At 44.7% G+C, this 24,544-nt stretch carries 16 protein-coding genes and 2 riboswitches; of the genes, 8 read left to right on the forward strand and 8 right to left on the reverse strand.

Annotation, left to right across the window (positions count from 1 at the left end; all coding sequences use genetic code 11):
* Positions 1-56: 56 nt before the first annotated feature.
* Together Q0110_RS07690 and Q0110_RS07695 are read left to right on the forward strand one after the other, a co-directional pair.
* Positions 57-407, forward strand: a complete 351-nt coding sequence (locus tag Q0110_RS07690; RefSeq protein ID WP_297905271.1) for a hypothetical protein — start codon at positions 57-59, stop codon at positions 405-407.
* 184 nt (positions 408-591) lie between these two features.
* The gene (locus Q0110_RS07695) at positions 592-2,901 is read left to right on the forward strand and encodes a TonB-dependent receptor (RefSeq protein ID WP_297905274.1); all 2,310 of its coding nucleotides are present in this window, start codon (positions 592-594) and stop codon (positions 2,899-2,901) included.
* Positions 2,902-3,077: 176 nt separating this feature from the next.
* Here Q0110_RS07695 and Q0110_RS07700 read toward each other — a convergent pair whose 3' ends face one another.
* On the reverse strand, positions 3,078-4,070 hold the full coding sequence (locus Q0110_RS07700) for a sugar phosphate isomerase/epimerase (protein WP_297905276.1): 993 nt from the start codon (positions 4,068-4,070) through the stop codon (positions 3,078-3,080).
* A 298-nt stretch (positions 4,071-4,368) separates the two neighbouring features.
* On the opposite strand from Q0110_RS07700, the gene Q0110_RS07705 reads away from it, so the two are divergent.
* The 4 genes from Q0110_RS07705 to Q0110_RS07720 are packed head-to-tail and all read left to right on the forward strand — an operon-like array spanning position 4,369 to position 10,187.
* On the forward strand, positions 4,369-6,750 hold the full coding sequence (locus Q0110_RS07705) for a TonB-dependent receptor (RefSeq protein WP_297905278.1): 2,382 nt from the start codon (positions 4,369-4,371) through the stop codon (positions 6,748-6,750).
* A 60-nt stretch (positions 6,751-6,810) separates the two neighbouring features.
* Positions 6,811-8,232, forward strand: coding sequence for a DUF4374 domain-containing protein (locus Q0110_RS07710; protein WP_297905280.1), 1,422 nt, complete (start codon positions 6,811-6,813; stop codon positions 8,230-8,232).
* 9 nt (positions 8,233-8,241) lie between these two features.
* Positions 8,242-9,072: an alpha/beta hydrolase-fold protein gene (locus Q0110_RS07715; protein ID WP_297905282.1), complete on the forward strand. Its 831-nt coding sequence runs from the start codon at positions 8,242-8,244 to the stop codon at positions 9,070-9,072.
* On the forward strand, positions 9,069-10,187 hold the full coding sequence (locus Q0110_RS07720) for a PepSY-associated TM helix domain-containing protein (RefSeq protein WP_297905285.1): 1,119 nt from the start codon (positions 9,069-9,071) through the stop codon (positions 10,185-10,187). Before Q0110_RS07715 ends, Q0110_RS07720 begins: the two co-directional genes overlap by 4 nt.
* A gap of 143 nt (positions 10,188-10,330) precedes the next feature.
* Here the strand turns inward: Q0110_RS07720 and fldA are convergent, their stop codons facing one another.
* The 4 genes from fldA to Q0110_RS07740 form a co-directional block, all read right to left on the reverse strand.
* Positions 10,331-10,840 (reverse strand): flavodoxin FldA, encoded by a 510-nt coding sequence (gene fldA, locus Q0110_RS07725; RefSeq protein WP_297905288.1) that lies wholly within the window; start codon positions 10,838-10,840, stop codon positions 10,331-10,333.
* A gap of 116 nt (positions 10,841-10,956) precedes the next feature.
* Entirely contained in the window at positions 10,957-12,294 is a 1,338-nt protein-coding gene (locus tag Q0110_RS07730) for a threonine/serine exporter family protein (protein ID WP_297905291.1), read from the reverse strand.
* Positions 12,295-12,610: 316 nt separating this feature from the next.
* A complete protein-coding gene (gene nrdG / locus Q0110_RS07735; RefSeq protein WP_297905294.1) occupies positions 12,611-13,111 on the reverse strand; it encodes an anaerobic ribonucleoside-triphosphate reductase activating protein in 501 nt (166 codons plus the stop codon).
* Positions 13,112-13,138: 27 nt separating this feature from the next.
* On the reverse strand, positions 13,139-15,346 hold the full coding sequence (locus Q0110_RS07740) for an anaerobic ribonucleoside triphosphate reductase (protein ID WP_297905296.1): 2,208 nt from the start codon (positions 15,344-15,346) through the stop codon (positions 13,139-13,141).
* 265 nt (positions 15,347-15,611) lie between these two features.
* A riboswitch (cobalamin riboswitch) is annotated at positions 15,612-15,814 on the forward strand.
* Between the two features lie 48 nt (positions 15,815-15,862).
* On the opposite strand from Q0110_RS07740, the gene Q0110_RS07745 reads away from it, so the two are divergent.
* Together Q0110_RS07745 and Q0110_RS07750 are read left to right on the forward strand one after the other, a co-directional pair.
* The gene (locus Q0110_RS07745; protein WP_297905298.1) at positions 15,863-18,046 is read left to right on the forward strand and encodes a TonB-dependent receptor; all 2,184 of its coding nucleotides are present in this window, start codon (positions 15,863-15,865) and stop codon (positions 18,044-18,046) included.
* A gap of 40 nt (positions 18,047-18,086) precedes the next feature.
* Entirely contained in the window at positions 18,087-19,016 is a 930-nt protein-coding gene (locus Q0110_RS07750; protein WP_297905301.1) for a sirohydrochlorin cobaltochelatase, read from the forward strand.
* A gap of 211 nt (positions 19,017-19,227) precedes the next feature.
* Here Q0110_RS07750 and Q0110_RS07755 read toward each other — a convergent pair whose 3' ends face one another.
* The 3 genes from Q0110_RS07755 to Q0110_RS07765 all read right to left on the reverse strand — a co-directional run bounded on the left by Q0110_RS07755 (position 19,228) and on the right by Q0110_RS07765 (position 24,525).
* Complete coding sequence (locus Q0110_RS07755; RefSeq protein ID WP_297905304.1) at positions 19,228-20,325, reverse strand: sirohydrochlorin cobaltochelatase; 1,098 nt, start codon at positions 20,323-20,325, stop codon at positions 19,228-19,230.
* Positions 20,326-20,347: 22 nt separating this feature from the next.
* Positions 20,348-22,411 carry a TonB-dependent receptor gene (locus Q0110_RS07760; RefSeq protein ID WP_297905309.1) on the reverse strand — a complete coding sequence of 688 codons (2,064 nt, stop codon included), beginning with the start codon at positions 22,409-22,411 and terminating at the stop codon, positions 20,348-20,350.
* 112 nt (positions 22,412-22,523) lie between these two features.
* Positions 22,524-22,721: riboswitch (cobalamin riboswitch) on the reverse strand.
* A gap of 196 nt (positions 22,722-22,917) precedes the next feature.
* The gene (locus Q0110_RS07765) at positions 22,918-24,525 is read right to left on the reverse strand and encodes a SusD/RagB family nutrient-binding outer membrane lipoprotein (RefSeq protein WP_297905312.1); all 1,608 of its coding nucleotides are present in this window, start codon (positions 24,523-24,525) and stop codon (positions 22,918-22,920) included.
* Positions 24,526-24,544: the final 19 nt, after the last annotated feature.

Below are 24,544 nucleotides of genomic sequence, written 5' to 3' on the forward strand. Positions count from 1 at the left end.
CAGCGTATCTCTTTTATCGGTTAATATTCGTATATTTGCGATTGAGAGAAAAAGAGATGGATGGATTAAGAAAATATCTGAGGATATTACTCCCTACGCTGTTCATTGCCTATTTGGGATGTCTTATCGCGTTTACCCACGTTCATATAATAAACGGGGTAACAATCGTCCATTCCCACCCTTATCATAAAACGGATGATGGCCGTCCGGACCACGAGCATGGTTACGCCCAATTCCAGTTGCTCCATCAATTATCTGTCTTGCAAATAACGGGTACGGCTTTTGTCGCTATCCTGTTGGTCGCTTTTTATGCCTTTATCCGTAGTTTGTCTTTCGCTCCGGTTTATCCGGACTATATCGTTCCCTTCCGGGGGAAACGTACGCTCCGGGCTCCTCCCGTATTCTGATACATAATAAGCTAATCATTTTATCCGGTTGTAGAGACGCGGCGTGCCGCGTCTCAGCACTGTCTGATAGTATTCTGAGTTACTATTTTGAGGGGATGAGACGCGGCACGCCGCGTCTCTACAACTGGGTTATGCTTGTCCTTTGGGATAAATAACATTGTATTACTTATCAGAATAAATTAAAATGAATAAATTTTTCATCTTTATACTATGCCTGTGCTGTGCCCTAACGGTAGCTCAGGCCACGGGAGAGGACTGTCTGAACGACTCGGACGCAAATATTTTTGGCCATGTGTTGGATAAGAACACGGGGGAGCACCTTCCTTTTATCAACGTGTTGGTAAAGGGTACTACGATAGGTACTACCACCGACAACTCGGGACATTATTTCCTGAAGAATCTGCCTGAAGGTAAATTTACGCTAGAATATAAAGCGCTTGGATATAAAGCGATCTCTAAAGAGGTGACCTTGAAGAAAGGGAAGACCTTGGAGATTAACGTGGAAATGGAAGAGGACCAGATCGCTTTGGATGGCGTGGTGGTATCGGCGAACCGTGCGGAGACTTCCCGGCGGTTGGCGCCGACTTTGGTGAATGTCTTGGACGCGAAGGCCTTTACTACGACAAATGCGGTGAATTTGGCGCAGGGCCTTAACTTCCAACCGGGGGTACGTGTGGAGACTAATTGCCAGAATTGCGGTTTCCAGCAAGTCCGGATCAATGGATTAGACGGACCTTATACCCAGATATTGATCGATTCGCGCCCGATATTCAGCGCTTTATCCGGTGTATATGGATTAGAGCAAATACCGGCGAATATGATCGAGCGGGTAGAGGTGATGCGGGGAGGCGGATCAGCGTTATTCGGTTCGTCTGCTATCGCCGGGACAATAAATATCATCACGAAAGAGCCTTTGAGAAACTCGGGGGAATTGACGCATACGCTGACCTCGATCGGCGGTACTTCCACGTTCGATAATAATACGACCTTGAATGCTTCTTTGGTATCGGAAAACGGGAAGGCCGGCTTATATCTTTTCGGCCAGAACCGTCATCGTTCCGACTTTGACTATGACGGGGATGGATTCACCGAATTGCCTAAGTTGGAAAATCAAACAGTTGGTTTCCGTTCGTATTTGAAAACGAGTACTTATAGTAAGTTGACGTTCGAGTATCATCATATGAATGAATACCGCAGGGGAGGAAATAACTTGGACCGTCCGCCTCATGAAGCGGATATCGCCGAACAGTTGGAACATTCGATCGATGGAGGTGGCTTGAAGTTTGATCTTTTCTCCAAGGATTACAAACATAAATGGAGCATTTTCACATCAGCCCAGAATACGGCCCGGGATAGTTATTACGGGACGAACCAAGACCCGAACGCTTACGGCAAGACCACAGACCTGACGGTTATGGCTGGTACGCAATACGCTTATAGCTTTGATAAGTTCTTGTTTATGCCTTCGGATCTGACGGCGGGATTGGAATATAGCTTTGATCATTTGAAGGATGAGATGATCGGATATAATCGCTTTACGAACCAGAAGGTACATGTCGAGAGCGCTTTTTTACAGAATGAATGGAAAAATAAGCGATGGAGTTTCTTGATCGGCGGTCGTTTGGACAAACACAATATGGTAGATCATGTGATATTCAGTCCTCGTGCGAATATCCGTTTTAACCCGACAGAAGACATCAATATTCGGGCTAGTTATTCCAGCGGCTTTCGTGCCCCGCAAGCCTTCGATGAGGATATGCATATCTCGGCGGTCGGAGGCGAAGTCTCGATGCTCCAGCGTGCGGAGGATTTGTCTGAGGAGAAATCGCGGAGCTTGAGCGCTTCGGTAGATTTTTACCATCGTTTTAAGAATGGTATTCAGTTGAATTTCCTGGTGGAAGGTTTTTACACCAACTTGAGCGATGTATTTGTCTTGGAAGATATCGGGAAAGATGAGCAAGGTAATCTGATAAAGGAACGCCGTAACGGTTCTGGGGCGAAGGTGATGGGATTGACCTTGGAGGGGAAATCGGTGTTAACCTCGTGGCTATCCTTGCAAGCGGGCGCTACATTCCAACGAAGCCGTTATAAAGAGGCCGAGAAATGGAGTAATGACGAGAATGTTCCGGCCGAGACAAGGATGTTCCGTACTCCGGATATCTATGGCTATTTTACAGCTACCCTTACGCCCGTCAAACGTTTCACGGCTTCCCTTTCGGGTACTTATACAGGAAGTATGTTGGTACAGCACTTGGCGGGTTATATACCCTTTGATAAGGCGGTGGAGACTCCGGATTTCTTCGATATGAATATCAAGCTGGCATATGAATTCCCGCTTTATAAGGAATTGAAACTGGAAGTAAATGGGGGCGTACAGAATCTGTTCAACGCTTACCAATCAGACTTTGACCAAGGGAAGAACCGGGATTCCTCTTATATCTACGGTCCGGCTAGCCCGAGAAGTTATTTCGCTGGGGTGAAAATGAGTTTTTGACAGGGGAATATCTTTCTTAAAAAACATGTACATGTTTTTGGGAAGACATGTACGTGTTTCTCGAAAAAGATGTACGTGTTTTTTTGAAGGTAAAATATAAACAAAAAGACAGTGTTTCCAGGAGTATGATCACTCTGCGGAAACACTGTCTTTTTTATGAGATAAACCGTGATGTTTTATTTAACGAACGAGGCGGCTTGCAAATAAGCGGCACTCTTTTCTACACCCTCGAATTGGGTCCGGCCTTTCTTGTCTCCTTCCAATTCTACGTAATAACCGATAATACCGATCTCGTAAGCTTTCTTGAATATATTCGGGAAATTCATCATACCGGAATCACCGATGATCCAGCGATCCTTGATATGTAATAATTTGAAACGATCCGGATAATTTGTCATCCATTCCACGGGATCTTGTTGTCCCATAACGGCCCAATATACATCCAACTCGAACATAACCTTATCCGGGTCGGTATTTTTCAGGAATAACTCTTCGATATATGTTCCTTTTGGGGGAGCCCAAGGATTGGGTTTCTCTTCCGGTTTCTCGCCGGCTTTCAATACCCGTTTAAATTCATTGCTGTGATTATGGTAGCCCCATTTGATCCCTGCTTTTTGGGTGATCTCTCCGGCCCGGTTAAAGATCTCCGATACGATTTTTGCGTCGTCCTCGTTCTCGATACGGGGTAAGCTGGGTTGCACCATGCAGCTAACGCCTAACTCCGCATGGATATCGGTCGCCTTTTTCCAGAACTCATCGAATTTAGGCATGTTTTCTTTCGTATACTCGCGAACGGAAGGGGTAAGGTGGGAGCTGCTGATTCTTAAACCGGCATCGTCTACCATTTTCTTATAATCCTTGGAGGCGATGAATGTCGTGTTTTTAGGATTATAATCGCCGAATTTACCGGTGTCTTCCCTGTATCCGAAAATCTCTAAATCGGTGTACCCTGCTTTTGCCAACCGGTTCAATCCGTTAGGCATATCTTGTAGTAACTCTTGTCCGAGAGAATAGGTTTGCAATCCTATTTTTTTCTTGGCGGTTGCCGAGGATACCGCGTCCGTGACGGGGATGGATCTGGTGGGATTTGAGGACATTACTTTTTGGCTGGCGATGCCCCCTAAAGTAAGTAAGGAAATGTTTCTCAAAAATGTTCTTCTGTCTGTCATGGTGATAAAGAATTAAAATTAAACATCTGTATCTCGCAAATATAGTTAACCTTTTTGGAGTTTGTTAAGAAAATGTATGTCAAAAACTTGTGACTGGGTTTAAATAGATTTAAAAATTGACATAACTCAATTTTGTAGACATCCCCGTATCACCTATCGCTCCGATTACCTGAAAGAGGTGATTGTTTCGTATAGCTATACCGAAGATTCGCGAAGAGATTTTACTCCTTTTTAGGTATTGTGGAGGGGGGATCTACTGTCGTAACTTTGCAGTGCTTTAAATAACATAATAAATTAAATGATGATGAAAAAAATCAGAGGTCTTTTCCTCTCCTTTTTGATGTTACTTATTTCCTTCTCCGTTTTTTCTCAACATAAGACAATGATATCGGGCAAAGTTTTGTCTACGGAAAAAACGACCGTGGATTTCGCGACCGTTTATTTGAAAGGCACGAATTATGGGGGAACTACTAATGAGGAAGGTATCTATCATCTCCAGGCTCCTGCGGGAGAATATACGTTGGTAGTATCGGCTGTCGGCTATAAAACCGTGGAGAAACCTGTAAGATTGGTACGGGGGGAACGGACAAAAATGAACGTGGTAATCAGTCCTCAGGTTGAGGAGTTAGACGAGGTGGTGGTGGTTTCCAATGGTGTGACCCGCCTTAAGCGTTCGGCGTTTAACGCGGTGGCTCTCGATACGAAAGCCTTGCAAAACTCGACCCAGAACTTAAGCGAGGCTTTGGCTCAAGCGCCCGGAATGAAGATCCGGGAATCCGGGGGAGTCGGTTCGGATATGCAGTTGATGATGGATGGCTTTAGTGGCAAGCATATCAAGATCTTTATAGACGGGGTTCCGCAAGAAGGGGTAGGCAGTTCTTTTGGCCTGAATAATATCCCGGTGAATTATGCCGAGCGTATAGAGGTTTATAAAGGAGTGGTTCCGGTGGGCTTCGGAACAGACGCTATCGGGGGAGTTATCAATATCGTTACCAAGAAAAACCAGAAAAGATGGTTCTTGGACGCTTCTTATTCGTATGGTTCCTTCAATACGCATAAATCTTACGTGAACTTCGGACAGACTTTCCAGAACGGGTTTACGTATGAGATCAACGTATTCCAGAATTATTCGGATAATAATTATTATGTGGATACTCCGGTGAAAGACTTTACGACCGGGGCGATCAATAAGAAAAAAATCGAGCATGTGAAACGTTTCCACGATACGTATCACAACGAGGCCGTTATCGGTAAAATCGGTGTCGTGGATAAAAAATGGGCAGATCGTTTAATGCTTGGTTTTACCTATTCGCATATGTATAAGGATATACAGACCGGTGTGCGGCAGGAAGTGGTATTTGGCGGTAAGTACCGTAAGGGATACTCTGTCATGCCATCGTTGGATTACCGTAAGCGGGATCTCTTCGTCAAAGGCTTGGACGTGGTATTGACGGCAAACTATAATAAGAATATGACCAATAACGTGGATACCTCTTCTTATGAGTATAACTGGCGTGGTGATATGCGTAAACTCCGGATGCCCGGAGAGCAATCTTACCAGAATACCCGCTCGGATAATAATAACTGGAACGGGACTTTGACGGCCAATTATCGTATAGGAAAAGCACATACATTCACGTTTAACCATGTGGTCAACGCATTTCGCCGCTCGAATAAGTCTCTTTTGAATGAAGACTCGGAAGCGAACGCGATTCCGAAAGAAACCCGTAAAAATATCAGTGGCCTTTCATATCGCTTGATGCCGACAGAGCATTGGAATGTGTCTGTGTTCGGTAAATATTACAACCAGTTTATCGCCGGTCCGGTCGCTACATCCACGGCTCAAGACGACTATATACGTACTACCAATTCGGTGAGCGCCATGGGATATGGAGCGGCGGGAACTTATTTTATCTTGAAAAGCCTGCAAGCGAAGTTGTCTTACGAGAAGGCCTATCGCCTGCCGACCAACGAGGAAATGTTCGGTGACGAAGACCTTGAGACCGGAGATATCTCCTTGAGGCCGGAGAACAGCGATAACGTGAATTTGAATTTAAGCTATAACGAGACGTTCGGGAGACATTCCGTATACGTGGAAGGTGGTTTGGTCTACCGGAATACGAAAGATTATATCCAACGGAATATATCGGATTTAAGTGGTGGTAAATATGGCGCTACCTATGTGAACCATGGACGGGTAGAGACCAAGGGGTATAATGTCTCGGTTCGTTATGGTTTCGCGGACTGGGTAAGCGTAGGTGGTAACTTTACGCAAATGAACGTGCGGGATAACGTGAAGACGGTTACTAGCGGGACGAACCAAGAGAGCTTGACGTATGGCGCACGTATGCCGAATCTACCTTATCAGTTCGCCAACTCGGACGTGACGTTTTATTGGCGCGACTTGTGGAAGAAGGGGAATACGCTCAGTGTCACTTACGATAATTTATATATGCATAGTTTCCCGTTGTACTCGGAGGCGGTAGGCAGTGAATCTGAGTTCGTGGTGCCGACCCAATTCTCGCATAACCTGACGTTTTCCTATGGGATACGGAACGGACGCTACAATATTTCTTTCGAGTGCAGGAATTTCACGAATGAGAAATTATACGACAACTTCAGTTTGCAGAAGGCTGGTAGGGCTTTCTACGGAAAGGTGAGAGTTTATTTCGGAAATTAATTTATACGACTATCTTTTATTTATCAATAATTAATTCAAAACATAATACATTTAAACAACATGAAAAAGAATTTTTTAATGACAGGTCTTGTCGCTGCCCTATTGATGGGAGGTGTATTTACTTCTTGTAGCGAAGATGATCCCACTCCAGATAACGGAGGCGATGGGAATGATAACGGTACTGGCGGCGGCTCGACAACGACCGAGGCTGTCTCTAGCTATGTGATCGCCGCTTCTGTAGACGATGCTAATTACTTGCTGACGGCAGACACGTTGGGTGAAGGCTCTGTCTCCGCGAAGAACAACGGATTGACTACCGAGAGCGGTACGCAATGGATCTTTTATAAAGATCAATATTTATACCGTTTGGTCTATAATCAGGGAAATGCAGGCGTGACATCTTCATATGTGTTGAATTCGGAGGGTAAAGTTAAAGAGCGTGATAATACTTACGAGATCAAGCGATTTACTTCTTACGGTATTTACGGGGATTACATCATTACGTCTTCTACCGGAGATCTGGGCGAGGAATACGCGGATGAGAACGGCTATTTGCCTAAAGGTTTCCTGCTTTCTTACCTGGATGTAGCGAAGGAGACGTTTACGACAAATACCAATTCGATCTTGTCTGAGAATTATCTGGGGAATGGCGAGTTTGTTACGCTAGCGGGTATTCTCCAAGCGAACGGGCAGATCTATTCCGCTGCCATTCCGATGGGATTGAGCAAATACGGCGTGAAGGCTGAGGGAGGTAAATACGTTAAATATCCGGAATTGGTAAAGACAGAGTCTGGAGGAAGCGGCAGTGGCGCTTATGAAAAAGGGGAGTTGCAATGGACGCAGTATCCAAACGAGGCTTGGATCGCTATTTATGCGGACGAGAAATTCGAGAACCCGAAATTGATAAAGACGGATAAGATCAGTTATGCTTGTGGACGTAATAGGTCTCAATATTACCAGACAATTTGGGCGGCTGACAACGGCGATATTTATGTGTTCTCTCCTAGCTACTCTAAAACCATGACGGCAGAAGTGCAGAAAACCACGTTGCCGGCCGGTGTAGTCCGTATCAAGGCTGACGCGGAAGAGTTTGACCCGGATTATTATTGTAACTTGGAGGCCCAGACAGGAGGTAAGGCCTTCTTGCGCTGTTGGCATATAACGGAGGATTACTTCTTGCTGTTGATGTATGACAGACCTTTGACAGAGAAAGGTTTCGCCGCAAAAGAATTGGCTATTTATAAAGGAGAGGACAAGAGCCTTACTTACGTGACAGGTATGCCTTCCGCTGATATTGTCTCAGGCTTTGGAAATACTCCGTACTCTGAGGATGGTATCGCCTATATGCCTGTGACAACTACAGACGGAAGCCAACCGGCTATTTACCGTATCGATCCGAAAACGGCTACCGCTACCAAGGGTATTACGGTTGAATCCGAGCAAATCAGTGGTGTAGGTAAGTTGACTGCCGCTCAAGAGTAATAATTAAGCATGAGTCGGACTCACATTCTTTTAATATTCCTCCTGCTTCCGCTGACTTTGCGGAGCCAGGAGGATATTTGTATAGGGAAGGAACGGAGCCTGTATTCCGCTACGTTACAGGAAGAGCGGAGTTATTGGATACATTTGCCGGAACTTTATGACGCGGATACGATACGGCGTTATCCGGTTGTTTATTTGCTGGATGGGGATTCTTTTTTTCATTCGCTGGTAGGCATAAGGAAAACATTGGCATCCGGTAAAGGTAAATATCTATCTCCCTGTATTATCGTAGGGGTGTTGAATACGGATCGGACACGGGATTTTACTCCTACTGCCTCCGCCGCGGGAAGGGATGGAAAGATTGCCGTAGGAGCGGTTCCGCAGGGAGGAGGAAGCGAGGCTTTTTGTAAGTTCCTTACGGAAGAGCTTCGGGCTGTTATCGACAGTACTTATCGTACGAGCGGATGGAATATGCTTATCGGCCATTCGTACGCGGGGCTTTTCACCTTGGATACGTTTCTTCGTCATACGGAGTTATTCGATACCTACCTTGCGGTTGATCCGAGTTTATGGTGGGATCAGGGACGGCTGGTCCGGGAGGCGAAAAGATGGATCGAGGGCCGTGATTTCAAAGGGAAAAGCCTGTATGTCGGTGTCGCCTCCAAGAAAAGGACAGACCGGGTAGATATTCATCTTGACAAAGTGAGTTGTTTTCTTTCGGAGGTTTTGCCACAGGCAGAGAACCTGCGTTTCTTTAGTAAATCATTTCCCGACGAGAATCACGGAACGGTAGCGATTCCGGGTATATATGACGGGATTAAACAATTATTCGGAAAATGAAAAAATTCTTTGCGAAAGTACATTTATGGTTATCGATACCTTTTGGCATTATTATAGCGATTATCTGCCTGACCGGATCGATTCTTGTCTTTGAGACAGAGATATTGGAGTTGTGCTATCCTTCACGTTATTTTGTAAAGGAAGTAAAAGGTGAACCCCTTTCGCCTGCTACCCTGATAGAATCGGCTCGCCGGCAGTTGCCCGAATCGGTCCAAATAAAAGGAATCCGGGTATCGTCTGATCCCGGGAGGACGTATCAACTCGTATTGCCGGGGAAAAAAGCGGCTGGTTTCATCGACCCTTATACCGGGGAGGTGACCGGGATGGATGACGGGCAAGGCTTTTTCTTGAAGGTAATGCGCCTTCATCGTTGGTTGCTTGACGAGTATAAGCGGGATGGGAGCTTTTCTTGGGGAAAATCGGTTGTCGGCTATGCGACTTTAGCCTTGGCGATTATTATTGTTAGCGGAATCGTTATTTGGTATCCCCGCTCTAAAAAGGCATTGAGAAACCGGTTGAAGGTGAAGACGAGGGCGGGTTGGTTCCGCTTTTTCTATGATTTGCATGTATCGGGAGGATTCTATGCGGCTTTGCTTCTGCTTGTCTTAGCGTTGACCGGGTTGACATGGTCGTTCGGTTGGTACAGGAATGCCTTTTATAATGTCTTCGGTGTTAGCACGAACCAGCCCCAGGCACGTCATGCTCCGGCTTCCCCTGCACCGAAAGATGCGGAAAAAAGAAAAACGGAGAAGAAAAAAACGGATTACGCGCAATGGGCGAAGGTATTGTCTACTTTGGAAAACCATTATCCGGATTTTAAGTCGATTACGATCCAGGATGGCTCTGCCACGGTTTCTACGGCCAACTACGGAAATACAAGAGGAAGCGATCGTTACTCTTTCGATCCTGCTACGGGTGAGATTCTGGAAACCCAACTGTATAGCGATCTTCCGAAGTCTGGAAAAATAAGAGGATGGATTTATTCCGTGCATATAGGCTCGTGGGGAGGAATGACTACTCGTGTATTAACCTGCTTGGTATCTTTGTTGGGAGCTGTCTTCGTGATAACCGGTTATTATTTTTGGATAAAGAAAAAGATCAGGAAACTAAAATAACCGGAGTTAGATTCAAGGTTTATTTCAGGTAAAAAAGAAAAAGAGGTATGCAAGCCAAACATACCTCTTCATAAATCTAAACCAAATTTAGTTGAATACGTAAACGTTACAATATTAAGACATAAAAACAGTTATGTAAAAGCTTATTCAACTCCTTCTTTCTTTATGGATGCCAGCCATTGATCGATCCGTCCTTCTGTTTGGTCATCCTCATTCATCTCATCCAAAGGAAGACCTACGAACGTTCCGTCTACACAAGCAGTGGAACTGTCGAAAGAATATCCAGAGGCATCTACCGCGCCAACGAATTTGCATCCTGTATTTTGCAGACCGGAATAGATCGTGCCGATTGCGTCGCAGAATGTGTCACTAAAAGAGGCTGAGTCTCCACAACCGAATAACGCGACGATTTTTCCGTTTAAATCTACATCTTTCAGTTTTCCGAGATAACTATCCCAATCATCTTGCAAATCTCCGGCACCCCAAGTGGAACAACCCAATAGCAATACCTCGTAAGGTGTTACATCGGTAGGGGAGGCGCTAGATACGTCGTGAATGTCTTTATCTTCCACACCTAATTTTTCCGCGATACGTTTTGCGATCCCTTCCGTCGTTCCTGTAGACGATCCGTAGAATATTCCTATAGTCTTCATTTCTATTAGTTTTTATAGTTTTAACGAAGGCAAATATCCGATATCTTATCAGTCCTGGCAATACCTACAAATATGTATTTTGGAGGCGAGAATACCCACGAATGATCAAAAGTCTGTTACCATTCGATGAACTTACCTCTTTGCCTGCGTTTCTCCAACTCTTCTTGCAAATAACGTTGGCGGTCTTTGGCGATATAGCGACGGGCGAAAATATTGGGGACGGCTACGCCTAAAGAGATACAGAGGATGATAAGGGCGGAATTGATACCGTTGGAAAAAGCGTTTGTAACTTCGCCGATCACACCGTGGAGGTTGATAAAGCCTAATAGCGAGCGATACATCAATACACCCGGAATCATCGGGATAACAGAGGGAATCGTTAATACATGGTTTGGTACATGAAACCAATGAACCGCTTTCACGGCGATCAGGCTGACCACGAAACTTCCCATAAACGAGCCGATCACGGGGCCATAACCCAACTCGAAGTTCACGAAGTTCCGGATACATACGGCGATAATACCACCTAAAGCGACTACCCATAATAAACGGCGCTGGATATTGAATATCATCGAGAAGCCGATGGCTGAAATGGCGGCAGCTATCGCATACACATAATACGGATCATGTGGAACCATGCTTAATTCGCTGAACTTATGGTCGATTGATACGTCATTCATGACAAGCAGGCGTAAGGCGAATGCTATACCGAAGGTCATCGCCGCCACTATCATTACCGTGTTCGTCGCGCGGGTAATACCGACCAGCAGATGGTTATCGATCATATCGTCTACAAAATTAATTAAAGGTACACCCGGTACGATGAATAAGGCGCAAGCCAGTAACGGCAGGTACGGAGTATCGGATATTCCCAGGAAAGATGAGGCATACGCTAGGCACGTGCAAATAAAAGCGGCAAGAGCAATTCCCATATAGGCGTTGAGACCAGCTTCCAAACAACGGGCACGTACCCTGAAACCGATAAAGGCACAGATAGAGGTGAGTAAGAAAGCGATCCAGTCTCCTCCAAACAACTTGCAGAAACCACCACAAGCGAATCCGGCTCCGATCGCTACGATGTAAGGGGTATAGTTCCTGGGTTGGCAAGCGATCTTATCTAGCTCTTCCTCGTACTTGTCCAAGGAATAATCTTGCTCGATCGCCCGCCATGAAAGCTCGCTGATTTGTGAGATCGTTGTCATGTTAATGCCATGTTTCTCGCACTTTTGGAATTTGGAAAATGAGTTTCGCTCATCGCTCACGTTTACCATGATCATGGTCCAACGGATATCGAGGTGTAACTTTTCCTCCGGAATACCCATAAAGGCGGCTACCCGTTTCATGTTACGCTCAATACGGTTCGTATCAGCGGCACTTTCCATCAACAATTTTCCTGTACGGAGCAAAAGATCCAATTTACGCCGTAATAACAATACTTCCTTGTCTGTCATCATTTTTTTATACTTATATAGTCTCTATATCCTAACCTGCGAGAAAAGGGTATAATATATTCCTAGTTCACCAGGCCTGTGGTGAAAATAGTATTAGAATATTCAAGGGATTTTATTATGGCGGGATTCTTCTCCGGATTCTTACCGGATTTCCCGTTTATCCACATCTCGGAATGAGTATGCGGAGTCGATTCAGGGGGCAAAGGTATGGATTTTTTATGTCAATTTTTATTTATCTTCTGAAATCATTCTCTGCCTAGGGATAAAACTAAATAGGGTATTCTCGCCATTCTTTGACTGCTATGGCCAGTGACTAGCTCTAAATAAAAGGATTATACTTATATTTTACCACCTCTTTTTTCCGCAATGAGGCTTGTACGTCGATCAGACGTTGATTACTACTCCCGCGAAATAACAGGCTCTCATCCCGGAGGGCTTGTTTGTAGCGGCCGTCCACTAATACGTCTATATAGGATAATAGGGCGGCTTGTGCCGGATTTTTTATCAAGTCCTCGAATTTATATCCCGTATAGCACCAGATCGTTTTCTGACTTTTTTCCTTGATGGCTTTAGCGACCTCGGTGAAACCTTCCGGCTGGAACATAGGATCTCCACCGCTGAAGGTAACGTTGGCGAATTCGTCGGCCAACACTCTCTCCACGATTTCTTCCGTTGCTACTTTCTTGCCTTTGTTGATGTCCCATGATTCAGGATTATGGCAACCCGGGCATTTGTTCGGGCAACCTGCGGCGTAAATGGCGGTCCGGAATCCCGGACCGTCTACGGTAGTATCTTCGATGATATCTATAATCGACAACATAATTGGTTGATAGTTGACAATTGACAGTTAGTTATGGGTGACACGATCGTTCAACTCAGATAGTTTGGCGTTGTTCCAGCGATCGGTGGTTCCTACCAGATAGCCGGTAATACGTTGTAACTTATCTAAATGCTTGCTGCCACATTTCGGGCAGGTTTCTAGGTTAGGAGTGGAGTTTTCGTAGCCACAATCCAAGCAACGGTTACGGTTATGGTTCACGGAACCATATCCGATGTTGTATTTATCCATCATGTCCACGACACGCATGATCGCTTCAGGATTATGTGTAGCGTCGCCGTCTATCTCAACGTAGAAGATATGTCCACCGCGAGTCAAGTCATGATAAGGAGCTTCTATCTCCGCTTTATGGCGGGCGCTGCATTTATAATATACCGGAACGTGATTGGAGTTTGTATAATAATCCCGGTCTGTGATACCCGGAAGCGATCCGAATTTCTTACGATCTTTCCCCGTGAATTTACCGGACAATCCTTCTGCCGGAGTTGCCAATACACTGTAATTGTGTTGGTATTGCTCCGAGAATTGATTGGCTCGATCCCGGATATATGTAACGATCCTTATACCTAAGGCTTGCGAATCCTCGTCTTCGCCATGATGCTTGCCGGTAAGGGCTACCAAACATTCAGCCAATCCGATAAAACCGATACCCAGAGTACCCTGGTTGATGACAGAGGCAATTGAGTCGTTGGGCCTCAACTTCTCTGCCCCAAGCCACAGGGAAGACATTAGTAACGGAAATTGTTTTGCGTAAGCTGTTTTCTGGAACTCCATACGCTCATGCAACTGACGGGCCGTAAGTTCCAGCATATGATCCAGCTTTGCGAAAAATAAGGCAATGCGTTCTTCCTTATTCGCTATCTGCATACACTCGATGGCCAACCGTACGATATTAATAGTTGAGAAAGAGATGTTACCGCGTCCGATAGAAGTTTTCGGTCCGAAACGATTCTCAAATACACGAGTACGGCATCCCATGGTCGCTACCTCATGGACATAGCGCAGAGGATCGTCTGCTTTCCAGTCTTCGCTTTGGTTGAAAGTAGCGTCGAGATTCAAGAAATTCGGGAAGAAGCGACGGGCGGTAACCTTGCAGGCTAATTGATAGAGATCGTAATTACGGTCTTCCGGCAGATAGCTTACGCCCCGTTTCTTTTTCCATATCTGGATCGGGAAGATGGCTGTCTCACCGTTACCAACACCTCTATAGGTACTTTTTAGTAACTCCCGGATAATGCAACGGCCTTCTGCCGAGGTATCGGTACCATAATTGATAGAGCTGAATACCACTTGATTGCCCCCGCGGGAATGAATCGTATTCATATTATGGATAAAGGCCTCCATGGATTGATGCACACGGCTTACCGTACGGTTGACGGCATGCTGTATGATGCGTTTGTCACCACTTAGTCCGTCTAATGTTTGTGTTAGGTAATCATCGATCGGCTTATTGTATAAGTGCGAGAAATCTTGTCCGTATAAATCCTCTAGGGTCTTGATTTCCTCGATAAAACTATTACGTACGTAAGGAGCTAAATAGAAGTCGAACGCAGGTATTGCCTGTCCGCCATGCATCTCGTTCTGCGCGGTTTCCAAGGAGATACAGCCAAGGATGCTTGCGGTTTCGATTCGTTTGGCCGGACGAGATTCGCCATGACCTGCGGAAAAACCGTATTTCAGTATGCGATCCAACGGGTGTTGTACGCATGTCAAGCTTTTAGTCGGATAATAATCTTTATCATGAATATGGAGATAGTTGTTGGATACAGCTTCCTTGACCTCCTCGCTCAATAAATAATCATCGACAAACGGCTTGGTGGTCTCGCTGGAGAATTTCATCATCATTCCGGCAGGTGTATCGGCGTTCATATTTGCGTTCTCGCGAGTGATATCATTGGATTTTATATTGATAATTTCCAAGAACATATCCCGTGTTTTCGCTTTACGAGCTATACTTCGCTGATTTCGGTAAGCGATGTATTTTTGCGCTACATCCTTCCGGCTACTATTCATCAGTTCCAATTCTACGGCATCCTGGATAGCCTCTACGGTCATTTGAGATTCTCCCTTGAATGAGATATGGTCTGTAATCTGACGAATCAGTTGCATATCTTCTCCTTTATCTGTATGCAACATAGCTTTACGGATAGCAGTCACTATTTTCTCTTCGTTGAAACCAACGATACGCCCGTCCCGTTTAACAACTGTCTGTATCATGAAGTCGATTAATTTGTGATTAATTACGTGTGCAAAGGTATCTCATAACTCTATATGATTTTCTTTTTGGAAAACTTTTTGCTAATTAAATAATGTTAATAGTCTTGTTTATAGCGTGTTGTAAAATTTTTAAGAAAACTTTACAATAGGGATTTGAATTTTTTATTCCCTTTTGGTATAATAAGAATGTGTTATGAGATTCTGTTTGTAATGTTTTTCAAGGAACATAAGCCGGAATATATTTTTTATATAATAAAATAATTTATACTTTTGCCCCCGTTTTGGTGATGACGTGAAACCATCCGGTTTAGTCATAAAGAGGGAATCCGGTGTGAATCCGGAGCAGTGCCCGCTACTGTAAGCCTTCAATAATTAGGAAGCATTTCTCATACCACTGTCCGCAAGAGACGGGAAGGTCGTTTTCTAATGAGGTAAGTCAGGAAACCTGCCAGACGTTTTTTATTTCTGTTTTTCTCGGGGTCAGGAAAGCGGGATATACATAATAACAAATCATTTATGAAAAGAAAGTGTTTATGCGCAGCTTTAGCTGTAGGTTGTGCGATAAACGTATCGCTTGCGCAGGTACGTTTAGAGGGTAAGGTTGTGGATGAAAGTAATGATCCGATCTCAGGTGCGAATATCCGGGTTTCGGGTTCTTTGAATGGAACCACTACGGATGCGGATGGAGAATTTGAACTGGATCTTCCAGACGGTAACCATCGTATTCGCGTGACTTTCCTGGGTTATGAGCAAGGTGTGTATCAAACGGATCACTCGGAGAAAGATGTTGTTATTAAATTGAAAGAGAAATATGTGAATATCGATCAAGTTGTAGTGACTGGTACCGGTTCACATCGCCGTATGAGTAATTCCCCTATCCCGGTGAAAGTGCTTACGGGAAAGGATTTGAAAGAGGCGAGTGTGACCAATTTCCAAGATGCGATGACAAAGTTAAATCCGAGTATCGTATTCATGGAAAACGGGCAAGGAGCAACAATGAATATGAATGGTTTGACGGAGAAATACGTCGTTATCTTGGAAAATGGTAAACGTCTGGCCGGTGATGATACCTATTCCCGTATCGATATGTCTAACGTAAAACGGGTAGAGATCCTGAATGGGGCCGCTTCCGCTTTGTATGGTAGTGATGCGATCGCCGGTGTTATCAATATCATCACGGATGATTCCCGTAATAAGGTGAATGTAACGAGTAATAGCCGTTATGGTAGCAAGAATCAGTTTCTGCAATCGGTCAACGCAGACGTGAATGTGGGTAAATTTGGCTCGTATACTTCTTACCAATATCAACGGGCTGACGGATGGCAGTTAAATCCCTATACGGAGAGTAAAGGCGAGTTGGTCCTTACCAATAAGCAAGCTTCCGAAGGATTCCACCGAAACGTGATCAATCAACGTTTCACGTACGATGCTACGGATCGTTTGTCTTTCTATCTCCGGGGTACTTTCTTCGGGCGCTCCAGCGATCGTCCGATGCCGATGGATAAAGTGAATACGACTAACTATGATTTGAGAAAAGAGACGTTTACTTATGGTGCGGGTGCCCAGTACATGATTAACAAGAACTCTTACTTGAACGCGGATTATCTGTCAGACAATCATAGTACATATAAAGACTTCTTTGATGGAAAGAAAAATGGGGAGAGTGATATGACCAAGCGGATTCACTACCATAACTTGAATGTCAAAGGGATTTTTCGTTTAGGTAAATATAATAAGCTTTCGGCGGGCGCAGAGTTCATAAAAGAATTGCTGAGTAGCGAGACGGACAACATAGCGGGTAAGAGTATGTATACGACTGCCCTTTATGCCCAGGACGAGATCAATATCAATGAGCATTTCCAGGCATACGCAGGGTTGCGCTATATTTACCATGAGAATTTTAAGAGCTATGCGACTCCTAATGTGGCCTTGTTGTATAAAGTCGGCGGTTTTAATTTCCGCGGATCGTATGCTGCCGGTTTCCGCACGCCTGAATTGAAAGAGCTGTATACGGAATCGGAGAAGAAAGCTTCCGGTGCGACTCGCCTTACGATCGGTAACCCGGATCTAGACCCGGAGAAGAGCGATAACTTCACGTTGAGCGCCGAGTATACGATGAAATATTTCTCTTTGTCGGTATCCGCTTTTATGAATAACGTACGCAGTATGATTAACTATAAGATGTTGGATATGGCAGAGCGGGATGCTTATAACGCCGCTCATGGTACGGATTACGATGAGATCCAGATGCGTGCGAATATCGATAAAGCGGAGATCAAGGGTATTAATGTAACCTTCAATAGTTATCTGGGAGCAGGTTTTACCTTGAACGGTGGTTATAGCTTCATGGATGGAAAGAACGTATATGAAGACGAACCTTTGGATAAGACCGTAAAGCATAGCGGTACGGTAGCGGCTACTTGGTCTCATACTTGGAATAAGTATAAGCTGAACGTGAATTTTAACGGGCGTATCCAAGGAGAACGTTACTCTGCTTCTTATGGATATGCTCCGAAATATTCTTTATGGAACCTTAATACGAGCCATACTTTTAAGGCCGGCGATTTTCAGTTGGAACCGGGAGTCGGTATCGAGAACCTTTTTAATTATGTAGATGACCGTCCGTTTAATTACAACTATGCGACATTGACTCCGGGACGTACCTATTACGTCAGTCTTCTTGTCCGTTTCAAACAGTAAACCGTCAATTGGCACATGTCAACTATCAACTAATATAATAATGTATAGAGGATTTTTACGGTCCATGTTTGTTTGTTTTCTCTTGTTTGGGTTCGCCTGCTTGTCATGGGCGAAACCCGGGCGGGAGTTTTATGCTTCCGATATCCGGGAGAGCATGGAAAAGGGAGATAAGTTAGCGATTTTGATGGTGCATTTCGGGAGCGCTTACCCGGAAGCTCGTACCCAAGTGCTTGACGTGATGAACAGGTGTGTCAAAGAGGCGTTTCCGGATGTGGAAGTCCGGCAGGCTTATAGCGCCCGTAGCGTGGTAAGCCGGTTGAGAGCGCAAGGTGTCTGGGTCCAATTGCCGGCAGATGCTTTGGTTGAGTTGCGTGATCAAGGATTTACCCATGTGATTATCCAACCAACTATCATTATCGAAGGCGTGGAGATGGAAGCGATCCGTAAAGAGGCAGAACAGCGGAAAGGCTTGTTTAAGGATTTGCGTGTAGGTAATCCTTTATTATATGATGATACCGATTATGAGGCGGTAATGAAAGCGGTGTCATCGCCTTCCGGGGTAACAAAAAATGGGGCTAAATTATTGGTGGCGCACGGGACTTACCATGCCAGTAACTCGGCTTATGCTAAATTGGGCTATATGTTCCAGACCAAGGGGCTGGAAGACTATTATACTGGGACTCGTGAAGGTTTCCCTACGATCGAGGAGGTCGGTGAACAAATGCGCCGGGCCGGTCATGAGCATGTACAATTGATTCCTTTTATGTTCGTATTGATCCGAGGTACAGAAAATACGGTCGCAGATTTTTGGCAAAAGGGATTACGTCAGCAGGGTTTCGATGTGGATATTTATTTAAAACCTTTAGGAGAGAATCCGGCGATCCGGTCTTTATTTATCGATCACATTCGTTTTGCCATGAAATATAAACGGGCGACAGTTTTTGATCGGAAGAAATTATATTCACACTGAATAATGAGAAAATGAAGGGGGAATAAAAGAAGGAATCCTTCAGCATATTATTGGTAACAGATAGATTTAAAAGAGCCGTATCATTCTCAAAATAGAGGTTGATACGGCTCTTTTTATTATCGGTGGGGGAGAAGTCAAGTTTCAGATTAAAAGTTCATTTTCGCTAAAATTGAGTTTTGCCTCCTCCCTCAATTCCTATTTTTCAATTCTTTTATTGGTAGTCTTCTCCGGTTTCCCAAGCTGTCGCGTCATTGTATAATGCCTTTAGGTGGTCAACCCAGATCTGACGGATAGCGTCGTAATCGCCTAAACCTACGATCTTACAATTCTCTAAGCTTCCGTTATGGCTCTCTTCCGTATCGATGTTGAAGCCCATCTTCAAAAGCTTTAGTCTCCAGCAAGCGTCAGCGTTAGGAGTAGCCGCACTGAAATCGTCACCATCCTCAATACCCCAAAGGTCGTTGTGTGCGTGGTCTCCGGCGATAGACATGAATGGAGCTAAGGAAATCGTAATCTCTTCCGGTTTTAAGTTGTGATCCTCGCAGTATTTGGTAAGTTTGGAATATACGCATTCCGGATTCGGCTCACCTTCCTCCGGCCAGAACAACATATCTCCATAATCGACGGTACCAACGAATACATTCTTGTTAGGAGCCAAGGCTTGCATAGCTTCTTCTGTCTCCGTGTATTTCGTGTTGGCATTGTAGTTCTTATCCGGGTTACCATGTCCCATTAATAAAAGGATATGCTTGTTGTCCGCTAATTTCGTTTTGTATTGATTATACAAGATGTTTGCTACAGTTGCCACATCATTATCATCGTATACCAAACAAGGGCTTTTTACGACTTGAACACTCGGGAAAGACTCGATCATGAATTTCTTTTTCACGTCTGTGTTCATCAAGCTTAGGTATTCCTCGCCCGGAATGATATGTAAGGATTGTACCGCTACCTTCTTGTAGCCGGCGTTTCCTAAAGCCTGTAACCAAAGATCCGGTTGGTAACGTGCGATACCTGTTTCGGCTTCTACGCGGTTGACGCAAGTACGAGAGGTAAATGACAGGTAAATGTCCGCATCGGGAAATGCGTTTTGGTAATCGGCCAGCGTGGCGTCGTATGTCTTGATAGATTCCTTGAAGGTACTGCCGAATGTACACAACAAGATCGCCGTATCATGTTTCTTACTAGCCTTTACGACTTCTTCCGCCGGGTTTGCGGTATTGTCATCGTCTCCATCATCACAGGAGGTAAAAACTGCGCTTGAGGCAAATATACTTGCCGCCAGCAAAAGGTACTTGAATTTGTTCATCTCTTTTAACTTTTAAGATTGTTTATAGTTTGTGTTTATTTTGAAATTTCACGATAACGGAAGCATACCAAGTCCGTCCGGGAGATGTGGTTCCACGATGACGTCCGAATGGGGTACGGTCTACATAATCGAAGATATTATCGATACCGACATTTAGATCCAGGTTCCATTTTTTCTTTTTCAGTACATTATGACGAGTATTCAACCTCCATAGCTGATAGCTTTTTCCATTACCATCCGTGATGTAAAAACGAGTGGATTGGTACCGACCGAACAAAGTGACATCCAACTTATATTTTTTCCAGGCGTGATTCCATGCCAGTTTCCAGTTGGCGTTATGGAACGAGGTTCCGTTGATCGGGGTATAGAGCATATAGTTCGGATCATCCGGGTCGTCTGTATATTGTGCCTTGGCATCCGTGTAGCTATAGCCTCCACCAATCGCCAGGGATGATAAGATCTGGTAGGTCAGAGATATATCACCTCCAAAAGAACGGGCTTTTGATAAATTCTTATGTTGCATACTGGCCTCTATCTCGTCCAATCTGTCTTCGGCGCTAGTCGGGATCTCTGTCAAGGCGATCATATTTTTGATACGGTTGTAAAATCCCGTCACCGTGATTTGCAGGTTAGAGGTGTGATATTCCACGCTTGCCGAATAGTAGTTAGACTTTTGTGGTTTTAAATCCTTATTACCATAATAATGCTTCCACGGACCGCCACCGATCTGCGTGATATAATCATCGTGTAATTCCTTTAAGGTAGGAGCCTTGAACCCATTTGAATATGTGGCGCGAAGGTTAAAATCTCCAAGCTTATACATCGCGGAAATTTTGGGGGTAAACGTAGCCCCGAACTCCTGATGTACCACGAGGCGTCCTCCTACTGTCACATTCAACTGATCCGTCAGGTTCCATTCGTCTTGCGCATAGGCAGAAGCCGTAAAAACAGAGGCTTTTCCATTCTCGATGCGCCGGGGCGATTTTAGATGATCATACTGATATTCGAGTCCGGCGCTTAAGATGTTGCTTTCGCCGAGATGGAATACGCTTTTTGCCTGTCCTAGAAAACGCTGCTGGGAAGTTTCCAGAATATGTTCTCCCGGATAACGGGTGATACGTAAGCCTGTCTCCGAATCGAAGAAGTTCGTTACGTCTTTATGATGATAATCGTAGAAATAGCTATAGTTACCGTAAGTTAGGTCTACCGAAAGAAAATCCTGTCCACCCAGCGCATATTTGGCTCCTCCGGCCACGTCGAAATTCCGGTAGAACTGGTCGTACGTATAATATTTGAACGCGCCGTGCGGACGATAGTTCCATTTCTGATAAAAAGAACCATCAGCCGAAAGGCTAAGCCGGTCGTTCACTTTATACGTTAAGTTCTCTCTCAGCGTGAAGTTCGTAGACCGGTTCACGGTCCGTGTAACAGACCCGTCCATAACCTCATGATGGTCCCATTCCTGAGTCGTGTTTCGCCAACCATCCGTGTGGGTCGTACTGAGGGAGGTGGTAGAGTTTAATTTTTTATGTCCGAAACCAATTTGTAGGCTTTCCAATATGTCTCCATACGAACCGATGCGAGTCGTATTCGATACACTTACTTTGTCTCGGTTCTTTTTCGTGATGATATTGATAACACCGGCGATAGCGTCCGAACCATAAAGAGAGGAAGCGGCGCCTTTTACGATCTCGATACGTTCTATATTCGCGGGATTGATAATACTTAAATCATTTTGGCCGCCGGTATCTCCGTTTATCCGCTTACCGTTGATAAGGATCAAGATATAATCGTTGCCCAAGCCGTTCATCTGAATACCGCTACCCATATCACTGGGATTGAAAGTAATGGAAGCGTTTAGCCCTTCCAGGATATCTTGCATACTGCGTCCTTGATAGCTGTCAAGGGCTTTCCCGGTGATTACCTCTGTTTGTACGGGAGCGTCTTTCAGATAGTGCTCGGTACCCGTACCGGTAACCACGACCTCGTTCAATAGCACGGAAAGTTCCTTCGAATCTTTCAATATGCTCTGCGCGCATACGAATTGTACGCACACAGCTAAAATAGCGGATGCTAAAAGCCTCATATAGTGTTTTATTTGTTTACAAAATAAAACAGCAAGCCTCTATTATAGTAATGTCTCAAAAAATAAACTGAATTGTTTCTTGTATGACACGTGCTCTTATCCTGAAAGCTTGATGTTATTATAAGATTTTAGCAGGTATTCTGGCTCTCCTCTGGCTAGAAACCTTCCCATCCCGACTCAGGGACAGTGGCTTTTGAACTTCTAACCAATTCGACGAGGATTACAGCTGCAGGAACAGCTCCGGATTTACACCGGATTCCCTCTCACCAAACTATGTGATAGCTTGATTACTAAAATCAAGGGCAAAGGTATGAGTTTTTTTTAATATTAGATAATATATGCTGAAAAAATGTTGTATTTGTTCTTGTGTACTTATATTCCATAATAGAACCCCGAAAGTAAAATGACACTTTCGGGGTTCGATACATTTTGAGTAGTGATATAACTCCTTTATGCTTGCCGCTTATCATTAATAGTAGCGGTATCCTATTTTATAAGCCCCAGTTCTACTCGATTACCGTATACCATGAGCTTTTCATCCAAGGTAAAGTGGTGTACCAGGAGTCTTCCGCTCCGTTCAGTTGTAAGTCTAGGTTCTCCTTATTGTAATTCTTTTCATCGGAAGGATATTCCAGGCGATTCAATGGTAGCTTCGTCTCTGTCGATTGAGGATCTCTTTTGAAATAAAGCTCAGGATATCCTGTACGGCGAACAACGTTCCATGCTTCCAATTCCTGTATCGCTCCATGATGAATCCAGCGTTGTGTCAGGATAGATTTTTGCGGGTTGCCCGCGTCCCATTGCGATTCGGCGTAGGCTTCAACGGCCGAGTTATCTGGCGCAGGTAACGGGGCACGGTAGGTTCCGGTAGCATTGAGGTCGAAATAGAATTCTGTCGAGAGTTTGATGCCATTGATATATTCGGCTTTAGCGTTGCCGCTGGCCCAGTTATTGGCATATGCTTCCGCTTTCATAAAAGCGACCTCCGCCGCTGTCATCCAGATACCGGGGAAACCGGGATTACGGGTGAATGTCGATGTGTCTAATGCCGCGTAATATGTAGCTGTACCATGAGTGCTGATTGATTTATTCGCTTCTTGGTCGGATAGCTTCTCTGTCGGGTCCAAACCGATGTATTCATTGTCCCAATTTGCGTCATATAGCACTTCTAAACGAGGGTCTGGATTCTTTGTGTTGGCGTTAAGCGCACGTTGCATAAAACCGGACATACGGTTGTAGCTCGCGTTCTCGATAGCGTTTTGCATGTCTTTGTCAAAATTGAAAGCATCATCGCTTTGTGCTACAGTCGTATTCTCCTTGTTCGTGTCTACCATCGGGTAGGTGGCAGGGTTGCTCAGCATTGTCCGGATAGCATCGCGAGCCTCCGAAACCAGGTTGCCGTTGGAGGCAAGATGCGTGGCGACACGTAAGCGGAGTGAGTTGACATATTTCTGCCACATGGATATATCTCCTTTACATACATAATCCTCGGCATTCATGTATGTGGCCGCGGAAGAGCTTAAAGAAAGATTGTTGGCCAGATAGGTGTTTGTCTCATCCAGGTCCTTTAATATCATATTATATAAATCGACCTCTGAATCATATTTAGGTTTCGAGGAAGCGATGTCTCCTGTAGACCAAAGATATCCGGCCTCCGAGAAGGGCAGGCCTCCCCACAAAGACAATACTTCATATAGTTGTTCTTCCATGACGGTACGTCCGATATGTAGGAAAATAAGGTTATCTCCCTTGGCCGTTTCCTCTAGGTTGTTGTACGTCTCTTCCAGCAGGCGGTATTGGGTGAGCGTAGTATAAAAACTCTTCCATCTTTCGTTGAAATAACCTTGTCCGGCACCTGCGAAACGATCCTTGCTGTTCGTGTGCCCGATCACTCCGGAAAAAAGGCCGGAAGTTGTGGAAGATACATAATATCTGTAATATACCGGGTTCATCCAAGTATTGCAAGCCTGCCAGAGACCAACCATGACCGCAGGGCATGTTACCGACTGGGCTTGTTCGGGATTTTGATATTGACTCGAGAATTTTTCGTCATTGCAGGAGAGTGTAAACAAAAAAGACAAGCATCCCGCTGCGAGTATATATATTTTTTTCATATTCTGTATTCTTTTATAA

Origin of the sequence: uncultured Parabacteroides sp., assembly GCF_947855115.1 — a bacterium.
In the GTDB taxonomy this organism is placed as follows: Bacteria; Bacteroidota; Bacteroidia; order Bacteroidales; family Tannerellaceae; genus Parabacteroides.